15 protein-coding genes are annotated in these 18,132 nt (G+C 69.9%); 5 read left to right on the top strand and 10 right to left on the bottom strand.

What is annotated here, in order from left to right; all coding sequences use genetic code 11:
- Window positions 1-57 precede the first annotated feature (57 nt).
- The 3 genes from SOM08_RS10955 (at window position 58) to SOM08_RS10945 (ending at window position 4,834) form a co-directional block, all read left to right on the top strand.
- The gene (locus SOM08_RS10955; protein WP_322470664.1) at window positions 58-2,292 is read left to right on the top strand and encodes an ATP-binding protein; all 2,235 of its coding nucleotides are present in this window, start codon (window positions 58-60) and stop codon (window positions 2,290-2,292) included.
- A 164-nt stretch (window positions 2,293-2,456) separates the two neighbouring features.
- Complete coding sequence (locus SOM08_RS10950; protein WP_322470663.1) at window positions 2,457-2,930, top strand: CesT family type III secretion system chaperone; 474 nt, start codon at window positions 2,457-2,459, stop codon at window positions 2,928-2,930.
- Window positions 2,931-2,941: 11 nt separating this feature from the next.
- Entirely contained in the window at window positions 2,942-4,834 is a 1,893-nt protein-coding gene (locus SOM08_RS10945; protein WP_322470662.1) for a hypothetical protein, read from the top strand.
- Between the two features lie 49 nt (window positions 4,835-4,883).
- Here SOM08_RS10945 and SOM08_RS10940 read toward each other — a convergent pair whose 3' ends face one another.
- From SOM08_RS10940 to SOM08_RS10910, 7 genes are all read right to left on the bottom strand, one after another.
- Window positions 4,884-5,846 carry a Bug family tripartite tricarboxylate transporter substrate binding protein gene (locus tag SOM08_RS10940; protein WP_116958025.1) on the bottom strand — a complete coding sequence of 321 codons (963 nt, stop codon included), beginning with the start codon at window positions 5,844-5,846 and terminating at the stop codon, window positions 4,884-4,886.
- An 11-nt stretch (window positions 5,847-5,857) separates the two neighbouring features.
- Window positions 5,858-7,168 (bottom strand): TRAP transporter large permease, encoded by a 1,311-nt coding sequence (locus SOM08_RS10935; protein WP_116957961.1) that lies wholly within the window; start codon window positions 7,166-7,168, stop codon window positions 5,858-5,860.
- Window positions 7,168-7,686 carry a TRAP transporter small permease gene (locus SOM08_RS10930; RefSeq protein WP_116957960.1) on the bottom strand — a complete coding sequence of 173 codons (519 nt, stop codon included), beginning with the start codon at window positions 7,684-7,686 and terminating at the stop codon, window positions 7,168-7,170. Before SOM08_RS10930 ends, SOM08_RS10935 begins: the two co-directional genes overlap by 1 nt.
- 115 nt (window positions 7,687-7,801) lie before the next feature.
- Window positions 7,802-8,836: a TRAP transporter substrate-binding protein gene (locus SOM08_RS10925; protein WP_116957959.1), complete on the bottom strand. Its 1,035-nt coding sequence runs from the start codon at window positions 8,834-8,836 to the stop codon at window positions 7,802-7,804.
- 177 nt (window positions 8,837-9,013) lie between these two features.
- Complete coding sequence (locus SOM08_RS10920) at window positions 9,014-10,006, bottom strand: PDR/VanB family oxidoreductase (protein WP_116957958.1); 993 nt, start codon at window positions 10,004-10,006, stop codon at window positions 9,014-9,016.
- A 4-nt stretch (window positions 10,007-10,010) separates the two neighbouring features.
- Window positions 10,011-10,751, bottom strand: coding sequence for a GntR family transcriptional regulator (locus SOM08_RS10915; RefSeq protein ID WP_245980837.1), 741 nt, complete (start codon window positions 10,749-10,751; stop codon window positions 10,011-10,013).
- A gap of 28 nt (window positions 10,752-10,779) precedes the next feature.
- On the bottom strand, window positions 10,780-11,871 hold the full coding sequence (locus tag SOM08_RS10910; RefSeq protein ID WP_322470661.1) for an aromatic ring-hydroxylating dioxygenase subunit alpha: 1,092 nt from the start codon (window positions 11,869-11,871) through the stop codon (window positions 10,780-10,782).
- A gap of 161 nt (window positions 11,872-12,032) precedes the next feature.
- Here SOM08_RS10910 and SOM08_RS10905 point away from each other — a divergent pair, with 161 nt between their 5' ends.
- Window positions 12,033-13,154 (top strand): 5-methyltetrahydropteroyltriglutamate--homocysteine S-methyltransferase, encoded by a 1,122-nt coding sequence (locus SOM08_RS10905; RefSeq protein WP_116957955.1) that lies wholly within the window; start codon window positions 12,033-12,035, stop codon window positions 13,152-13,154.
- Window positions 13,155-13,205: 51 nt separating this feature from the next.
- On the opposite strand, the gene SOM08_RS10900 is transcribed toward SOM08_RS10905, so the two are convergent.
- A complete protein-coding gene (locus SOM08_RS10900; protein WP_116957954.1) occupies window positions 13,206-14,246 on the bottom strand; it encodes a TRAP transporter substrate-binding protein in 1,041 nt (346 codons plus the stop codon).
- 188 nt (window positions 14,247-14,434) lie between these two features.
- Here SOM08_RS10900 and SOM08_RS10895 point away from each other — a divergent pair, with 188 nt between their 5' ends.
- Window positions 14,435-15,025, top strand: coding sequence for a 2-hydroxychromene-2-carboxylate isomerase (locus SOM08_RS10895; protein ID WP_322470660.1), 591 nt, complete (start codon window positions 14,435-14,437; stop codon window positions 15,023-15,025).
- A gap of 6 nt (window positions 15,026-15,031) precedes the next feature.
- On the opposite strand, the gene SOM08_RS10890 is transcribed toward SOM08_RS10895, so the two are convergent.
- Both SOM08_RS10890 and SOM08_RS10885 read right to left on the bottom strand, forming a co-directional pair.
- On the bottom strand, window positions 15,032-16,876 hold the full coding sequence (locus SOM08_RS10890) for an AMP-binding protein (protein WP_322470659.1): 1,845 nt from the start codon (window positions 16,874-16,876) through the stop codon (window positions 15,032-15,034).
- Window positions 16,873-17,736 (bottom strand): amidohydrolase family protein, encoded by an 864-nt coding sequence (locus SOM08_RS10885; protein ID WP_116957951.1) that lies wholly within the window; start codon window positions 17,734-17,736, stop codon window positions 16,873-16,875. Before SOM08_RS10885 ends, SOM08_RS10890 begins: the two co-directional genes overlap by 4 nt.
- Window positions 17,737-18,132: the final 396 nt, after the last annotated feature.

The following is an 18,132-nucleotide window of genomic DNA, read 5'->3' as shown; positions in this document are numbered from 1 at the left end:
GAGCATCGCACGCTGCGCCGATGGGCACCGACAGCGATGCCGAGCGACCTCCATCCCATGAACCACGGTGCGACGGTTTCACCCGATTGGATCGAGCAGATAGAAGGCCTGGCCGCCGTGCTGCGGCCCAGCCCCTGGCGCTTCACGCCCAATGCGGCCCTGCAGGGGCTGCTGGGCGCGGAGGGGCACGCAGCGGCCGCATGGCGGCGGGCCTTCACCGCTGGCGGCGAGTTGTCCGCCCCCCTGCGGCGTGGCCAGCCGTTTCACGGGCGCCTGCGCCTTGAACCCGCCGCCGACGGCCATGGCGCGCGCCTGCTGCACCTCGACCTGGCGCCCCTGGGCAACGGCGACTGGCTGTGCACGGCCGTCGACCTGACGGACGTCGAGGAACGGCGCGGCCGCCGCGCGCTGACGCTGCGGCACCTTCGGCACACCCTGGACCAGTTGCAGGAACTGATGTCCATGGTGACCGAGGGCGAGACCATGCTCTTCACCAACGTGTCGTTCGCGCGCTTCTACAGCACCACGCCGGATCAGGCCGAAGGCCGCTCGGTGCTTGCCGTGATGGGGGAAGAGAACCACGCCATGACCGCGCCGTTCCGGGCCAAGCTGTTTCGCACCCTGCGGCCCGTGCGCTATGAACGCCCGCTGGTCAGCGGCGAGGGCGAGGACCGCGTGATGGATGTGCTGCTGTGGCCGATACCGGGCGGGCCCGGGCAGGTGAACCGCATGGCCACGCTCACCCGCGACGTCACGCTGCGCCACCGCGGCATGCAGGCCCTGCGCCAGACGCTGGAGCGGCTCAACGCCCTGTTCGAGGCCGGCATCGAAGGCATCCTGCTGTGCGACCGGGGCGTCATCACGGACGCCAACCCGATCGCCAGCCGCCACACTGGCCTTGAACGGCAGCAGCTGGTCGGCCTGTCGCTGGCGCAGGCGCTGGACCGGCTGGGCGTGCCACCCGAGGCCTGGGCGGGCGGCGGCCCGTCCATCGACCTGAGCCTGTCCCTGCTCCCCGGCGCGCACGACAAGCCCCCCATGCAGATCCAGGCCATCACCTTCATGGACGGGGACAGTCCCTGCCAGGCCGTATTGATCCAGGACGTGAGCTACCGCTACCAGGCCCAGCGCCGCATCGACCGCCTGCTCGTCGACCTGCGCTGGCAGACCGAACGCGCGGAGGCGGCCGATCGTGGCAAATCCGTCTTCCTGGCCTCGGCCAGCCACGACCTGCGCCAGCCCATCCACGCGCTCGGCCTGTTCCTCACCACCATCCGCAGCCTCAGCCACGCGTCCTCGCCCTTGCCCAGCAAGCCTTTCGTGCCCATCGTGCAGCGCATGCGCGCCTCGCTGGACAGCCTGATGGAGCTGCTCAACATGCTGCTCGGCGCCTCCCTGCACGGCACCGGGCAAAAGCCGATCCATCCACGCCCCACGCCGCTGCAAGCGACGTTCGACGACCTGATGTCGGAATTCGCGGCCATGGCGGCGCGCAAGGGCCTGAGCCTGCACGCGGTGCCCAGCCGCGCCTGGGTGCTGGCCGACCCCACGGTGCTGCGCCGCATCCTGGCCAACCTGGTGTCCAACGCCGTGCGCTACACGCAGCAAGGGCGCATCGTGCTGGGCGCGCGCCAGCGCGGCACCAGCGTCGAGGTGCAGGTGTGGGACACGGGCATTGGCATCCCGCCCGAAAAAATCGACGCCATCTTCCAGGCGTTCTTCCGCGTCGACACCGCGCCCACGCGCGACGGCCGCTCGGAAGGCCTGGGCCTGTCGATCGTGCGGCGCGCGGCCGCCCAGCTGGGCGCGCGGCTCGACGTGCGCTCGATGCCCGGCAAGGGCTCGATGTTCTCCGTGCGGCTGCCGCCATGCGAACCCCAGCGGCAGGAGCACGCGCCGGCCCCCGACGAACCATCGCCCGCGGGCGCCGGCCGGCACATCCTGCTGATCGACGACGACGAACAGGTGCTGCTCGCCACCACGCACCTGCTCACGTCGTGGGGCCACCAGGTGCTCAGCGCGGCCAACGCCGGCGAGGCCATGCGGCTGTGCGAGGCGCAGCCGGCGCGCATCGACACGGTGATCTGCGACTACATGCTCGACCCCTCCATGGACGGGCTGGAGCTGCTGCTGGGGCTGCGCGCGCGGCACCTCGGTCCGCTGCCCGTCTGCATGGTCACGGGCGACATGTCGGCCGAGCGCATCGAGCAGGCGAACCGCCACGGCTTCACGCTGCTGCACAAGCCGGTGAGCGCCGAGGCCTTGCGGAGGTTCCTGTGCGCGGCGGGCTAGCGGCGGCGGGCCAGGCCGCCAGCCGCAGAGAGGCGGCCGTCAGATCGATGACATTGTGATGACCATCGGCCATAGGGCCGACGGCCTTTGGAACCATATTGGTGCGCTCCCGACACAGGGCCACACGCAAGCCGCGTGGAACCCCGATGAAGAGGAGCCCCTTTGTGACCGCCGCTTTTTTTGACGACCTGTGCCGCCACGCCAGCCGGGAGCTGCGCCTGGACAACACCGAGGGCATGGGCCAGGAGGAGACCGTCGAGATCGATGGCGTCAGCCTGGAGGTGACGCACCACGAATCCAGCGCCTCGATGCTGGTGCTCGCGGAACTTGGCCGCATCACGGCCGAGGATCCCGCGCAGGTCTACCGGCAGTTGCTGGCCCTTCAACTGCTCACCTGGCACCAGCCTGGCATCCGCTTCGGCTACGACGAGGGCGGCGACGCGGTGGTGCTGATGCTCGGCGTGCCGCTGCGCGAGGACATGACCGGCCCCTGGCTGGCCCAGGCCTTGCGCGGCATGGCGGCCCAGGTGAAGCAATGGCGCGCCACCCTGCTGGCGGGCATGTTCGTGTGGGACGGGGCCCGCGCCGGCCCGCCACCCCGCGATGGCGCCCATGGGCCCCGCACCACGCTGGCCTGAAGGAGCGCCGCATGCAGCCCCAGACGAACGCCAAGCACCGCAAGTTCAGCCCCGACTACAACCAGCGCATCGTCAACAACCCCGACAAACGCCCCGAGACACCCGCGGATTTCGCCGCCTACACCGGGCTGAGCCGCAAGCGGACACGCCAATGGCGCCAGGACCCGCAGGCGTACGTCAACCACCTGCTGAGCACCGCCCTGGAGCAGGTGGCCGCCGTGCCCGCGCCCGCCAGCGCGGCGCAGGTCTCGACCCGGGACAAGGCCAGGGCCGTCTGCGGCGCCGGCAGCCTGGGGTTCAGCGTGTCCTTCATGCTGGCCAAGGCCTGGACCTCGCTGTGGGGGTTCCTGCCCACGCTGTCCAAGAGCGATCCGCGCCTCTTCTTCCTCGTGGGCGCGGCGGGGTTCGACCTGATCGCCTCGTTCCTGCACGCCACGGTGGCCAAGACCGTGGCCTTCGGACCCGGCGCCAACTACGGCGGCCCCCAGGCCCCGGACAAGGCGGCCTTCGACAACTACGTCACCCTGCTGGGCATGTGGTACGTGGCCTCGGCGCGGGGCGATGCGCCGCACGCCGATGAGATCGCCGCCGCCCTGCAGGAACTGGTGGACGGCGTGATCGCCCGTGCCCAGGCCGAGCAGGACAAGGGCACGCCCCTGCGCTTCGATTTCCGTGAACACCCCCTGCTCGGCGGCTGGCTGCGCAACGGCCACTTCCACCTGGCCTTCTTCAGCTATTCGGTGGTGTACCTGTTCTCGGGCAGCCTGGCGCCGCACCTGCGCTTGTGGATCGAGCGACTGCCCGCCACCGTCGCCCAGAAGGCCGGGCTGTTCGCGCTGTCGGACTTCCTGGCGTCGGCCGCCATGGGCCAGCTCGCCGGCATCTCCACCATGAGCCTGCACATGCTGGGCAATGCCTGGATCCAGCACGGCGCCGACAAGCCGGGCCTGCACCAGACCTGGAAGCAGGAACAACCCGTGGCGCTGAAGAAGTGCCTGGCGGTCACGCCCTCGCTGCTCGAGCTGGTCAACACCCGCAGCGCCATCGAGGCGAGCATTCTCGAGAGTTCCCTGAGCCCGGCCGAGAAGCGCCTGCGGCTGGCGCGCTTCGAGGCCCTGGTGCTGCCCCTGCTCGATCCCGCGATCGAGCGGCTGCAGCGGGTGCACAGGAAGTACCAGCAGCGCAGCGCGCTCATGGAAACCACGCAGGGCCGCGATCAGATCGCCCGCAACAAGACGGGCGCCATCGTCTTCGAAGGCGCGGGCAAGACACCGCACAGGCTCATCAACCGCTCGCCGGCCGCGATCCGCCTGCGCACCACCGGCGAGGTGGTGGGCAACATGCTTGCGATGCTCGTCCAGGTGTATTCGCTGTTCTATCTGTACACCCTGTTCGCCAGCACCATGCCTTTCACGGATACCGCGGCATCGGTGCCCTTCGGCGCCGCGATCAACGGCAGCGACTCCTGGGCCCACACGAGCGACGCGGGTTTCATCAATGGCACCCAGGCCTGGTTCGGGGTCCCCGAGGACACCCAGCGCTACTCGACCGGGGCTGGCTGGATCCTCATCGCGGCCTTCTCGCTGCGGGCCGCGACGATCCCCGGCGCCGAGCTGCTGCTGAACCTGTTGTACGCCGCCGTGGTGTGGATGGGCCGCCCGGCGGTCCCATGCGAGAGTGGCGCGCCATCGGCGAGCGACGACGACGAGCACAGCGACGGCCCGCCGCCACCCAGTTACCGGCCCCCCTCTCCCGGCGACCGGGTCTCACCCGAGCCCGTCGAGGTCGTGGTCGATGGCGAGACCGCCGACGAGAGCGTGTCGGCGCAGGCCTGTGCGCACCCACCCAGCTCGGTGACGGTGATTGATGGGCTCATGGAGGGCGTCACGCCGTCCAACGAGTAGCCCGAAAGAGCGCGCTGGCGCGGGCGGGCCCACCGGCCCGCGCCAGGCCTCACTGCTTCGGAATGCCCGCGCGCTCGATCACCGCGCTCCAGCGCTTGATGTCGTTCACCAGCAGCGCCGTCGCCTGCTCGGGCGTGGACGAGCGCGGGTCGATGTTGAGCTCGCGCAGTTTCTTCTGCACCTCGGCGTCGGCCACGGCCGCGGCGATCTCCCGCTGCAGCCGCTCGATGACCGGGCGCGGCGTCTTCGCCGGCGCGGCGATGGCGTTCCACGACGAGGCCACGAACCCCGCCACGCCCGACTCCACCGCGGTCGGCACCTCGGGCAGCACGGGCGAGCGCTTCTCGCCCGCCACGGCCAGGGCCTTGAGCGCCCCGCCGCGGATCTGCGCGAGCACCGGCGCGAGGATTTCCACGCCCACGTCCACCTGCCGCCCGCGCAGGGCACCGATGAGGTTGGGCGTGCCGTTGAACGGCACGGTCTGCGCGTCGATGCCGGCGCTGCTCTTGAACAGCTCGGCCGCCAGGTGCTGCGTGCTGCCGATGTTGATGCTGCCGATGTTGAGCTTGCCGGGGTTCGCCTTCGCGAAGGCCAGCAGCTCGGGCAGGCTCTTGAACGGCGCCTCGGGGTGGGCCACGACGGCGATGTCGAAGAAGCCCAGCGTGGAGACCGGCGCGAAGTCCTTGACGGTGTCGAAGGGCAGCGACTTGAACAGGCCGGCGGTGACCGCCGTGCCGTTGGACATGAGGAACAGCGTGTGGCCGTCGGGCTCGGCGCGCGCCACCGTCTCGGCGGCCACCACGCCACCGGCGCCGGGGCGGTTCTCGATCACCACGGAACGGCCCAGGCCCTCGGCCAGCCGCCCGGCGACGATGCGCGCCGTCAGGTCGCCCACGCCGCCGGCCGCGAAGGGCACGACCAGGCGCAGGTTCTTCGACGGGAATGTCTGCGCCCTGACGGCCGCCAGCGGCAGCGCCGCGGCGGCCAGGGCGATCAAGCGGCGGCGACGCATGCCCGCCACCGCTACAGCACGAAGGTGACGATCACCGGGAACGCCACCAGGATCGCCGTGCGGATGAAATCGCTGAACACGAAGGGCAGCACGCCCTTGTAGGTCGCCAGAATGGGCACGTCCTTCGCCATGCTGTTGATGACGAAGAGGTTCATGCCCACCGGCGGCGTGATCAGGCCCACCTCCACCACGATCAGCACCAGGATGCCGAACCAGATGGCGAAGTGCTCGGGCGGCATGCCGAAGTCCAGCGCCGTCACCACGGGGAAGAACACCGGAATGGTCAGCAGGATCATGGACAGGGAATCCATGAAGCAGCCCAGGATCACGTAGATGACCAGGATGGCGACCAGCACCACCATGGGACTCAGGCCCGAGCCCGACACCAGCGAGGCGGCCTCCTGCGGCAGCTGCGACAGGGCCAGGAAGGTGTTGTAGACCCCCGCGCCGAGCACGATCATGAAGATCATGCCGGTGGCCACGGCCGTGCCCAGGACGGCCGCGACCAGCGTCTTGCGGTTCAGGCCACCGGCCGCCCAGGCCGCCAGGCCGGTGCCGAAGGCGCCCACGGCCGCGCCTTCGGTGGGGGTGAAGTAACCCAGGTAGATGCCGCCGACCACCACCAGGAAGATGGTGAGCACGGGCCAGACCTTCACGGTGGCCTTCCAGCGCTGGGCCATGGGCACCGGCGCCATGGAACCCACCTCCTCGGGCTTCAGGCGGGCGTAAACGGCAATGACGATGACGTAGCCGATGGCGGCCAGCACGCCGGGCACGAAGGCGGCCAGGAACAGCTTGGCGATGTTCTGCTCGGTCAGGATGGCGTAGATCACCAGCACCACCGAAGGCGGGATCAGAATGCCCAGCGTGCCGCCCGCCGCCAGCGTGGCGGTGGAGATGCCGCCGGCGTAGCCCGCGCGCTTGAGCTCGGGCAGCGCCACCTGGCCCATGGTGGCCGCGGTTGCCAGCGAGGAACCGCAGATGGCGCCGAAGCCGGCGCAGGCGCCGACGGCGGCCATGGCCACGCCGCCCTTGCGGTGGCCGATCCAGGCCTCGGCCGCCTTGAACAGGGCCTGCGACAGGCCCCCCAGCGCCGCGAACTGCCCCATCAGCAGGAACAGCGGGATCACCGAGAGGTTGTAGTTGGAAAAGGTGCTGTAGGTCAGCTGCTTGAGCTGGTTCAGGATGGGATCGGCGGTGCCGTAGATCATCCAGGCCCCGGCCATGCCGCAGACCAGCATCGCCAGCCCGATGGGCACGCGCACGAAGATGAGCAGCAGCAGGATCGGGAAGGACCAGGCCGCGAGTTCGACGCCAGACATCAGTGCGCTCCCGCTTCGGTGGTCCAGCCTTCGGGCTCCTTGCCCAGGCCGAGCATGGTCGCCGTCTTGGCGAGGTAGGCCAGGCAACCGACCAGCGCGCCCACCAGGCAGGCCGCGTAGGCCCACCAGATCGGCATTTGCAGGATGAAGGTGGTCTCGAAGTAGTCCTTCTTTTCAATCATGCCTTCGTAGAGCTTCCAGGTGAGCACCAGCCACACGACCAGCATGACCAGGTCGCACACCAGAACGATGGACTTCTGCGCCCAGGCGGGCAGGTGCATGTAGAGCAGGTCCACCGTGGCGTGGCCGCCCTTGAGGTAGGTCCAGGGCAGGAAGAAAAACACCGCGATGGCGGTGCCGACTTCAACGAGTTCGAAGTCACCGGGAACAGGGCCCAGGCCGAGCCCGAGCATCGCGCGGCCGCTCACGCTGGCCACGATCATCAGCGTCAGCGCGACCAGCGCCAAGCCGCCGATGATGGCCGCCCATTGGGACAGCCGGTAGATGAATGCAATCATGCGAATGGCTTTCTACGAAAGACTGAGAGGCGCGATTGTCCAACATCGGCCGCACGCCCCCTCAACAAAAAGGCCGCCCTCTGGCGAGGACGGCCGTTGATCCCGCAGGGACGGATCACTTGCTGTACTTGGCGATCAGCGCCCTGGCCTCCGCGGCCAGCTTGGCTCCGTCGATGTTCTTGGCTTTCATTTCATTGACCCAGTCGGTCTCCACCGAGGCGGCGGTGCGCCGCCAGCGCTGCGTCTCCTGCACGTCCAGCGCGACGATGTTGTTGCCGGCCTTGACGGCGATGTCGCGGCCGGCCTTGTCGCCCTCGTCCATCGCGCGGCCGAACATGGCGGCGGTCTCGATGCCCGAGTTCTTGTCGATCACGGCCTTCAGGTCGGCGGGCAGCTTGTCGTAGGCGGCCTTGTTCATGGAGAAGGCGAAGGTCTGGGTGTACAGGCCTTCCTTGCCGGCGAAGGTGGTGTGGTTCTTCACCAGCTCGGTCACCTTCAGCGAGGGCGTCACCTCCCAGGGAATGGTGGTGCCGTCGATCACGCCCTTCGACAGCGCCTCGGTCACCGCCGGCACCGGCATGCCCACGGGCGTGGCGCCCAGCTTGGTGAGCATGTTGTTGATGATGCGCGAGCCGCCGCGGATCTTCATGCCGCGCAGGCTTTCCAGTCCGGTGACGGGCGTCTTGGTGTGGAACAGGCCGGGGCCGTGCGTGTGCACCGCGATGAGCTTGACGTCCTTGAACTCCTCGGGCGCGAACTTCTCGACATACTCCTGCAGCGCCCGCGAGGACGATTCGGCGTTGCCGCTCATGAAGGGCAGCTCGAACACCTCGGTCTTGGGAAAGCGCCCGGGCGTGTAGCCCAGCACCGTCCAGGTCAGGTCGACCACGCCGTCCTTGGCCTGGTCATAGAGCTGCGGCGGCGCGCCGCCGAGCTGCATGGCGTGGAACAGCTGGACCTTGATGCGGCCGCCCGATTCGGCTTCCACCTTCTGCGCCCAGGGCGTGAGGGCGCGCGCCGGAATGGTGGCCTGCGGCGGCAGCATCTGGTGCAGGCGCAGCGTGACCGTCTGCTGCGCCAGGGCCGGCAGCGCCAGCGTGGCCGAGGCACCCAGCAGCGCCAGCGCGGCGCGTCGCTTCATCGGTTTCATCCTTGTCTCCGTTCGGGTTGCGCCCGGCCCTCTTCGGTGGGGGTGCTCATTGGCACGGGCGATGGGGGAACTGAACACCCACACTGTGCATGCGGCTTGGCACAGCAGCCAGTCCGGGGAAGGACTTTCAGCTATGCCGTTATGTTATGAAACCAGTAGGAACCCTCACAGGGTTTGTCAGTGGTGCGCCGCGTCGGCGCGCCAGGCGCTGTCCAGGGTGATGCGCCCCACCACGCGCGAGACACAGGCGCAGATGCGCCGATTGCCCTGCTTTTCGTGCTCGCTGAGGAAGACGTCGCGGTGGTCGATCTCGCCCTCCACGGCCAGCACGTCCATCGCGCACAGGCCACATTCGCCGCGCCGGCAGTCGCTCATCACCTCGATGCCGGCGGCCTCCAGGGCGTCGAGCAGCGACTCGTCGGCCGACACGGTGAGCGATGCCCCATGGCGGGGCACGGTCAGGGCGAAGGCCTGGCTGGGCCGTTGGCCGCCGCTGCCGAAGGTTTCGAAGCGCAGGCCGCTGGCGGGGCGCCCCGCCTGGGCCCAGAGCGAGCGCAGCGACGCCAGCAGGCCGCTGGGACCGCAGACGTAGCACGGCGCGCCAGGCGGCAGGGCCGCCAGCTCGCCCGCCAGGTCCAGGCGCTGGCCCTGCCCCGACACGGCCGTCACCAGCTGGTCGCCCAGGGTGTCGCGCAGGCGCTCGGCATAGGCCAGTTCGCCGGCGTGGCGCGCGGCGTACAGCAGGCGCACCGCACGGCCGCGCCGCGCCAGGGCCTGGGCCATGGCCACCATCGGCGTGATGCCGATGCCGCCCGCCACCAGCAGGCTGGCGGGCGCGTCGAGGTCCAGCGGGAAGTGGTTCTGCGGTGCGCTCAGGCTCAGCGCGTCGCCCTCGGCCAGCGACCACATCGCGCGCGATCCGCCCCGCCCGTCGTCCAGCCGTTTGACGGCGATGCGGTAGCCGCCGGGCGTGTCGGCCGGCTGGCCCACCAGCGAGTACGAGCGGGTCTGCTCGCGCCCGGCCACGCGCAGGCGCACCTGCAGGTGCGCGCCGGGCGGCCAGGCGATGGCCGCGCCGTCGAGCGGCTGCAGCACGAACTCGCGCACGCTGGGGGTGAGGTCGCGCAGCGCGGCCACGCGCGCGTTCTGCCAGATCGGGTTGCTTTTCATGGGGTCAGCGGCGGCGGATGAGTTTGAGCGCGGGCGCGTGGGTCGGGCTGTTGCTGTGGCCCGCGAGCACGGCGCGCAGGTTGCGCTGGGCCAGGCGCGAGTGCTCGCGCAGGATGGCCTCGGCGCGCGCGCCCTCGCGGCGTTCGATGGCGTCCAGCACCTGGCGGTGCTGGTCCTGCGCCACCACCAGCATGTCGCGCGCCGCTGGCGAGCCGGCCTCGGCCAGCACGAAGCCCGAAGGCGAGGCGAACGGCAGCGCGCACACGCGCTCCAGCTGGCGCTCCACCGTGGGGCTGTCGGCCATTTCGGCCAGCAACTCGTGCAGGCGGCTGTTGAGCGCCACGTACTCGGAGAAGGCCTCGGCGTCCAGCGCGGGCGCGGCCAGCACGGCGTCGATGCGCTCCAGCACGCCGCGCGCCTCGGTCAGCACGGCGGCCGGCGCGCCGCGCTCGGCCGCCAGGCGCGCCAGCAGGCCTTCGAGCGTGCCGCGCAGTTCGATGGCGTCGGCGATGTCGCGCTCGGTGAAGGTCTGCACCACGTGGCCGCCGCCGGGCAGCGCGCGCAGCAGGCCTTCCTGCTCCAGGCGCAGCAGCGCGGCGCGCACCGGCGTGCGCGACACGCCCAGGCGCTCGACGATGGCGAGCTCGGCGATGCGCGAGCCGCCGGGCAGCTCACCCGAGAGGATGAGTTCGCGCAGCTGCAGCAGCGTGCGCACCTGCGCGCTTTCGGGCGCGGTGTCGGGCATGGGGTTGGAGGTGCTGGTGGCCATGGGATCAGCCGGCGCGACGGATGGGAATGACGCTGGAGCCCGCGCCGGGCGTGCCGCGCTCGGCATCCACCATCTTGTCGATCAGGCGCCGCGCCCACATGGCACCGGCGTCGATGTTGAGGTTGTAGAACTTGTGGTCGGGGTGCTGCTCGATCGCCTTCTGCTGCGCTTCGAGCACCAGCTCGTCCTCGCGGAAGATGCCGGCCACGCCCTCGCGCAGCTGGTGCGTCAGGCGCTGTTCGTCCAGGCAGTAGTTGCGCGCGAAGGCCCAGAAGTAGAGACAGCTGTTGCCGGTTTCGGGCGTGATGGTGTTGAGCACCATGCCGTTGACGCCCTGGCTGCGGTCGCCCTGCGGAGCGCCGGTGCCGGTGGGCGCCACGCCCACGTCGATGGCCACGGTGCACGGCGCCTCGAAGCGGATGATCTGCCAGCGGTCCACCGGGCCCTGGTGGCCGCGCGCCTGCCGCAGCTGCCCGGCCCAGAACGGCGGCGCCTCGATGTTCTCCATCCAGCGCGTGACCGTGGCCGTGCGTTCGCCGTGCGTGGCCACGAAAGGCGCCTCGGCCACGGCGCGGTTGCCGATGCTGCTGCCGTGCACGAAGGTTTCGTGCGTGAGGTCCATCAGGTTGTCGATGACCAGGCGGTAGTCGCACTGCACGCGGATCATCTTGCCGTCGCCCGCCCAGGCCTGGTCGTGGTTCCAGTGCAGGTCGGGGATCAGCGATTCGTCGGCCAGCGCCGGATCGCCCGGCCAGACCCAGATGAAGCGGTGCCGCTCCGCCACCGGGAAGCGGCGCACGCAGGCCGAGGGGTTGAGGGTTTCCTGGCTGGGCATGTGGGTGCAGCGCCCCTCGGCGTTGAACACCAGGCCGTGGTAGCCGCAGACCACTTCGTCGCCCTCCAGCCGGCCCATGGACAGCGGCAGCAGCCGGTGCCAGCAGGCGTCCTCCAGGGCGGCCACGCGGCCGTCGGTCTGGCGGTAGAGCACCAGCTTCTGCTGGCAGACGGTGCGGGGGAACAGGGCCCGTCCCACCTCAACGTCGTAGGCGGCGGCGTACCAGGCGTTGAGCGGGAAGTGGGCTGGATCGGTATTCATGGATACGCAATGTATACATGAATCGCCGTTTTCCCCATGAAATCCTTCAATCAAGCTCGGATTCTGGCTTTTATGTATCCATTGAAAACGCCGATCTTGCCGCCCAACGGGGCTTGGGCTACCGTCGGCGCCGTCCATTTCCGCAACCCCGAGGAGACCCCATGAGCCTGAATCCCCCCTTTCGCGCCGACCACGTCGGCAGCTTTCTGCGTCCGGCCTACCTGCTGCAGGCGCGCGAACAGAAAGCCAAGGGCGAGATCACGGCGGCCCAGCTGCGCGCGGTGGAAGACCGCGCGATCACCGAGATCGTGAAGTTCCAGGCCGACGTGGGCCTGCAGTCCATCACCGACGGCGAGTTCCGCCGCACCTATTTCCACATCGACTTCCTGGAGCAGCTGGGTGGCGTGAAGACCGACATCCCCGTCACCATCCGCAAGCCCGACGGCACGGAAGAGCTGGCCCCGCCCGTGATCCGCGTGATCGACAAGGTGCGCCACGCCAAGAACATCCAGCTCGCCGACTTCCAGTACCTGCAGGCGCAGGTCAAGGCGCTGGGCCTGCCGGGCCTCATGCCCAAGGTGACCATCCCCTCCCCCACCATGCTGCACTTTCGCGGCGGGCGCGCCGGCATCAGCAAGGACGCCTACCCCGAGCTGGATCCGGTGTTCTACGACGACGTGGCCCAGGCCTACGCGGACGAGCTGCAGAGCCTGGCCGACGCCGGCTGCACCTACGTGCAGATGGACGACACCAACATGGCCTACCTGTGCGACGAGAAGATGCGCGAGGCCGCGCGCCAGCGCGGCGACGATCCGAACGAGCTGCCGCACCGCTACGCCGCCTTCATCAACAAGGTGGTGGCGAAGAAGCCCAAGGGCATGACCCTGGCCATGCACCTGTGCCGTGGCAACTTCAAGAGCACGCACGCGGCGGCCGGCAACTACGAGCCCGTGGCCGAGGCCCTGCTCACCGAGATGCACCTGGACGCCTACTTCATGGAGTACGACGACGACCGCTCGGGCGACTTCCGCCCGCTGCGCTACCTCAAGCCCGGCAAGACCGTGGTGCTGGGCCTGGTGACCACCAAGTTCGGCCAGCTGGAAAGCAAGGACGAGTTGAAGCGCCGCATCGCCGAAGCCGCGAAGTACGCCCCGCTGGAGCAGCTCTGCCTGTCGCCGCAGTGCGGCTTCTCCAGCACGGTGCACGGCAACAACATCGCGGTGGAAGACCAGCGCAAGAAGCTGGCGCTGGTGGTGGAGACGGCGCGCGAGGTCTGGGGCTGAAACACACAGGGCGGCCAGCGGCCGCCCTGTGTTCGCGCGGGGCTGACCCGCTTACTTGCTGTGCTTGGCGATCAGCGCGCGCGCGTCGGCGACCAGCTTGGCGCCATCGAGCTTCTTGCCCTGCATCTCCTTCACCCAGTCGGCCTCCACCGCGGCAGCGGTGGTTTTCCAGCGCTGGGTTTCGGCGGCGTCCAGGGTGACGATGCTGTTGCCGGCCTTCTGCGCCACCGCCAGGCCGTCCTTGTCGCCGTCGTCCATGGCGCGGCCGAACAGGGCCGCCGTCTCGACGCCCGAGTTCTTGTCGATGATGGCCTTCAGATCGGCCGGCAGCTTCTGGTAGCTGCCGCGGTTCATCACCAGCGCAAAGGTCTGGGTGAACAGCCCCGTGGGGCCCGAGAACGAGGTGTGGTGCTTCACCAGCTCGGCGATCTTGAGCGAGGGCGTCACCTCCCAGGGAATGGTGGTGGCGTCGATCACCGACTTGGACAGCGCTTCCGTCACGGCCGGCACCGGCATGCCCACCGGGGCGGCGCCCAGCTTGGTGAGCATGTTGTTGATGATGCGCGAGCCGCCGCGCACCTTCAGGCCACGCAGGCTGTCCAGGCCGGTGATGGCCGACTTGCTGTGGAACAGGCCCGGGCCGTGCGTGTGCGCGGCCAGCAGGTGCACCTGGCGGAACTCGTCGGCGGCGTGCTGCTGCACGTACTCGTGGAAGGCGCGCGAGGCCGGCTCGGCCTTGCCGCTCATGAAGGGCAGCTCGAACACCTCGGCCTTGTTGAAGCGGCCCGGGGTGTAGCCGAGCACGGTCCAGACGATGTCGGCGACGCCGTCGCGCGCCTGGTCGAACAGCTGCGGCGGCGAGCCGCCCATGGACATCGAGTGGAACAGCTGCACCTTGATGCGGCCGCCCGATTCGCTTTCCACCTTCTTGGCCCAGGGCACGATGGCACGGGCCGGGATGGTGGCCTGCGGCGGCAGGAACTGGTGCAGGCGCAGGGTCACGGTCTGCTGGGCGAAGGCCTTGCCGGCGATCGAGGTGGCGCCCAATGCGGCGGCGGCCACGATCGCGCTGCGGCGACGGAGAAGGGTCATGGGAAGAACCTGGCTGAAGAAAACAATCGACGGGCGGCGCCCACCCAGGGCGCGCCGAAGGCATGTGCCACGTCAGACACAAGGCCTCCACTGTGCAGGCGCCGGCGGGGCGGCACAAGCCGGTTTCGGGACTGGCTGATATGCCGTTATGGTATGAAACCATTGCCCCGATACCGCCTCCCGACCCCATGCCCGCGCCCCTGCACTGCCACCTCGACTTCATCTCCCCCTATGGCTACTTCGCCTCGCTGCGACTGGAAGCCATCGCCGCCCGGCATGGCCGCTCGGTCGCCTGGCACCCCATGCTGCTGGGCGTGGCGGTGATGAAGGTGATGGGCTTGAAGCCCCTGATGGACACGCCGCTCAAGGGCGACTACGTGGAGCGCGACGTGCGCCGCTATGCGCGCGAGCTCGGCGTGCCCATGAAGCGCCAGCCGCGCGACGCGGTGATGAACCCGCTGGCCTGCGCCCGCGCCCTGGCCTGGACCAATCGCCACGCGCCCGAACGCGCCAGCGCGGTGGTGCACGCGGTCTACGGTGCCTATTGGGGCCAGGGACTGGACCTGTCCACGCCCGACGCGCTGGCGCCCGTGCTGGGCGAGGCGCTGGCGCGCGCGGCCGCCGGCGAGGAAGCGGCCGCGCTGCTGCGCGCCGAGGTCGACGCCTCGCTGGCGCAAGGTGTGTTCGGCTCGCCCACGGTGGTGGTGGACGGCGAACCCTTCTGGGGCGTGGACAAGCTGGAGCAGCTGGAGCGCTGGCTGGCGCGCGGCGGCTGGTGAGGCCGCTCAGCCCACCCCGCTGAACTCCACCGCCGTCGGCACCGCGATCGCCGCCAGGGCGGCCCGCAAGCCCTCGGCCAGCGCCGCGTCGGCCGCGCCGGCGAAGCGCACCGTGGCGCGCTGGCGCCCGCCCTCGTCCACCGCGCTCACCTCCGCCTCCCGGTCCGGCGCCAGCTCGCGCGCCAGATCGGCCAGCTTGAGTTCGATCGCTCGCAGCCGCAGCGCGGGCTTGAACACCTTGCCGATGGCGGTGAGCGGCAGGGCCGGCACGACCACCACCCGCTTGGGCACGGCGGGGCGCTCGTACACCCGCGGCGCCACCTCGCGCAGCAAGGCATCGGCCTCGGCGCTGGCGCCCTCGCGCAAGACCACGAAGGCCGCGGGCACCTCGCCCGCGTAGGCGTCGGGTTCGGCCACCACGGCGCACTGCGCCACGGCCGGGTGGGCGAGGAAGGCGTCTTCCACCAGACCGGGGTCGATGTTGTGCGAGCCGCGGATGATCACGTCCTTGGCGCGGCCGGTGAGGTGCACGCGGCCGTCGGCGTCGAGGTGGCCGAGGTCGCCCGAGACGATCCAGCCCCGCTCGAACAGGCCGGCGTTGCGCGCCGCGTCGAGGTAGCCCGGGCTCATGTGCGGCCCACGCAGCACCACCACGCCGGTTTCGCCGGGCGCGCAGCGCTCGTCCAGCCGGGCCTCGCCGTCGCGCCAGGGCACGGCGTGCACCTCGGTGAACGGCAGGCGCCAGCCGGCCGAGCCGGCCACGCGCGGCGCCAGCAGGGGCTCGATGCTGACCAGGCCCGCGCACTCCGTCATGCCCAGGATGTTGCGCACGGCGATGCCGGTGGTGGCCTCGAAGCGCTGCGCGAGCTCGCCGGGCAGTGGCGAGCCACCCGTGTAGGCCGCGCGCACGCGCGAGAGGTCGGCGTCGATGGGCACGCCCAGCAGGCTGGCCAGCACCGTGGGCACGCAGGCCAGGTGCGTCACGCCCTCGCGCTCGCAGAAGCGCCAGTAGCGCTGCACGAAGCCGGTGTTGCGCATGCCGCTGAGCGTGGGCAGCACCTGGCGCGCGCCGATGGCCAGCAGCGCCAGGCCGTAGACGAAGGCGCCGGCCACATGGAACAGCGGAAAGCCATTCACCTCGACGCTGTGTTCGTCGCAGTCGTAGAAAGCGTGCGCGAACCAGGCGGTGTGCGCCTCGTTGCCGGCGGTGTGCTGTGCCAGCTTGGGCGCGCCGGTGGTGCCGCCGGTGTGGAACAGCGCGACCACCCGGTCGGCGTTCAGGTCGGGCTCGAAGCCGAGCGTGTCGGGCTGCGCGGCCATCAGCTCCTGCAGCGAGGCCAGGCCCGGCACGGCCTCGTCGACCGCGATCGGCACCAGCGCGCAGGGGTGCAGCGCCTGCGCCTTCAGCGCCGTGGGCCAGACCGCCAGCTCGGCGTTGGGCCCCAGGGCGACCAGCACCTTGGTGTTCGCGGCCTGCATGAGCGAGGCGATGTGGTCCGGCTGCAGCAGCGTGTTGATGGGGCAGACGCGGCCGGCCAGTTGCGCGCCCCACAGCACGGCGTGCGCCTCGGGCGTGTTGGGCGCGAGCAGGGCCACGCTGTCGTCGGGTCCCACACCCAATGCACGCAAGGCGTTGGCCGCGCGGTGCACCATGGCCAGCAGCTCGCGGTAGCTCACGCGGCGCGGCGCGCGCGCCAGGTCGGCGTCGGGCAGGAAGGTGAAGGCCTCGCGCTCGGGGAAGCGCTCGGCGGCGGCGCGGATCAGGCCATAGGGCGTGCGCAGCGGTGCCACCTCGGCCAGCGGGCGGCGCTCCAGCGCCTCGATGTCGGCGAGCGAGGTGAAGGCCCTCATGCCAGGCCCAGCAGGCGCACGGCGTTGCCCTTGAGGATGCCGGGCATGACCTCGGGCTTGAAGCCGGCGACCTCGAAGTCCTTCATCCAGCGCTCGGGCGTGATCAGCGGGTAGTCGCTGCCGAAGAGGATGCGATCCTTGAGCAGGGTGTTGGCGTACTGCACCAGCTGCTTGGGAAAGTACTTGGGGCTCCAGCCGCTCAGGTCGATCCAGACGTTGGGCTTGTGCGTGGCCACCGACAGGGCCTCGTCCTGCCAGGGGAAGCTGGGGTGGGCCATCACGATCTGCATGTCGGGGAAGTCGATGGCGACGTCGTCCAGGTGCATGGGGTTGCTGTACTCCAGCCGCAGGCCGCCGCCGCAGCGCATGCCGCTGCCGATGCCGCTGTGCCCGGTGTGGAAGATGGCCGGCAGCTTGTGGGCGTTGATCACCTCGTAGATGGGCCAGGCCATCCTGTCGTAGGGGTGGTAGCCCTGCACCGTGGGGTGGAACTTGAAGCCCTTGACGCCTTCCTCCCGGATGAGGCGCTCGGCCTCGCGCGCGCCCATCTTGCCCTTGTGCGGGTCGATGCTGGCGAAGGCCACCATCATGTCGCTGTTCTCGCGCGCGGCCTGGGCGATCTCCTCGTTCGGGATGCGGCGGCGGCCCAGTTTCGATTCGCTGTCCACGGTGAACATCACCAGGCCGATCTTTCGCTCGCGGTAGTAGGCGATGGTCTCGGCGATGCTGGGGCGGCGGTTGCTGCCGAAGTACTTGTCGGCCGCGCGGTCGTATTCCTCGCCGTAGTTGTCGAAGGGGTTCCAGCAGCTCACTTCGGCGTGGGTGTGGATGTCGATGGCGATGAGGTTCTGGTGGTCCATGGGGTCTCTTTTGTCTTCTCGGCTTTGGGCTTTTTTCTGGTTGGCGGATGCGGGGATCTCGCGCCAGGTTGGCTGGTGGTGTCAGGGCGGTGTGCCGCTGGGGGCGCCTATGCGCAGCCGAGGCGTGCAGTGAGTGATGCCGCGGGGCCGGCCACCCGAGCACCGCAGGGCACCCTTCGCGCAGCGAAGGGCTGCGCATCGGAACTCTCGGCGGCACAGCCCAAGCCCTCGGCCCGCCAACCCCGTCGGCGCCAACAAGACCTGAAGCCCACCACCCAAGCGAACAAAGCACCCAGCCATCGCAGCCAAGAGCACGTCTCCACGTAAGGGAAAACCCGCACCCTCTTTCAGAGGGAAACGGTTGAATTTGGTTATCGTTTATAACAATAATCCGAC

It is taken from the genome of Hydrogenophaga sp. SNF1, from assembly GCF_034421675.1.
Lineage (GTDB): Bacteria > Pseudomonadota > Gammaproteobacteria > Burkholderiales > Burkholderiaceae_C > Hydrogenophaga > Hydrogenophaga borbori.
The sequence above is the reverse complement of the archived record's forward strand: the minus strand, read 5'-3'. Positions and strand labels throughout refer to the sequence as shown.

Excerpts from the sequence above, each read along its gene's own strand:
- SOM08_RS10955 (WP_322470664.1), top strand. The coding sequence starts at position 58 with ATGAACCACGGTGCGACGGTTTCACCCGATTGGATCGAGCAGATAGAA.
- SOM08_RS10945 (WP_322470662.1), top strand. The coding sequence starts at position 2,942 with ATGCAGCCCCAGACGAACGCCAAGCACCGCAAGTTCAGCCCCGACTAC.
- SOM08_RS10940 (WP_116958025.1), bottom strand. The coding sequence starts at position 5,846 with ATGCGTCGCCGCCGCTTGATCGCCCTGGCCGCCGCGGCGCTGCCGCTG.
- SOM08_RS10935 (WP_116957961.1), bottom strand. The coding sequence starts at position 7,168 with ATGTCTGGCGTCGAACTCGCGGCCTGGTCCTTCCCGATCCTGCTGCTG.
- SOM08_RS10930 (WP_116957960.1), bottom strand. The coding sequence starts at position 7,686 with ATGATTGCATTCATCTACCGGCTGTCCCAATGGGCGGCCATCATCGGC.
- SOM08_RS10925 (WP_116957959.1), bottom strand. The coding sequence starts at position 8,836 with ATGAAACCGATGAAGCGACGCGCCGCGCTGGCGCTGCTGGGTGCCTCG.
- SOM08_RS10920 (WP_116957958.1), bottom strand. The coding sequence starts at position 10,006 with ATGAAAAGCAACCCGATCTGGCAGAACGCGCGCGTGGCCGCGCTGCGC.
- SOM08_RS10915 (WP_245980837.1), bottom strand. The coding sequence starts at position 10,751 with ATGCCCGACACCGCGCCCGAAAGCGCGCAGGTGCGCACGCTGCTGCAG.
- SOM08_RS10910 (WP_322470661.1), bottom strand. The coding sequence starts at position 11,871 with ATGAATACCGATCCAGCCCACTTCCCGCTCAACGCCTGGTACGCCGCC.
- SOM08_RS10905 (WP_116957955.1), top strand. The coding sequence starts at position 12,033 with ATGAGCCTGAATCCCCCCTTTCGCGCCGACCACGTCGGCAGCTTTCTG.
- SOM08_RS10900 (WP_116957954.1), bottom strand. The coding sequence starts at position 14,246 with ATGACCCTTCTCCGTCGCCGCAGCGCGATCGTGGCCGCCGCCGCATTG.
- SOM08_RS10895 (WP_322470660.1), top strand. The coding sequence starts at position 14,435 with ATGCCCGCGCCCCTGCACTGCCACCTCGACTTCATCTCCCCCTATGGC.
- SOM08_RS10890 (WP_322470659.1), bottom strand. The coding sequence starts at position 16,876 with ATGAGGGCCTTCACCTCGCTCGCCGACATCGAGGCGCTGGAGCGCCGC.
- SOM08_RS10885 (WP_116957951.1), bottom strand. The coding sequence starts at position 17,736 with ATGGACCACCAGAACCTCATCGCCATCGACATCCACACCCACGCCGAA.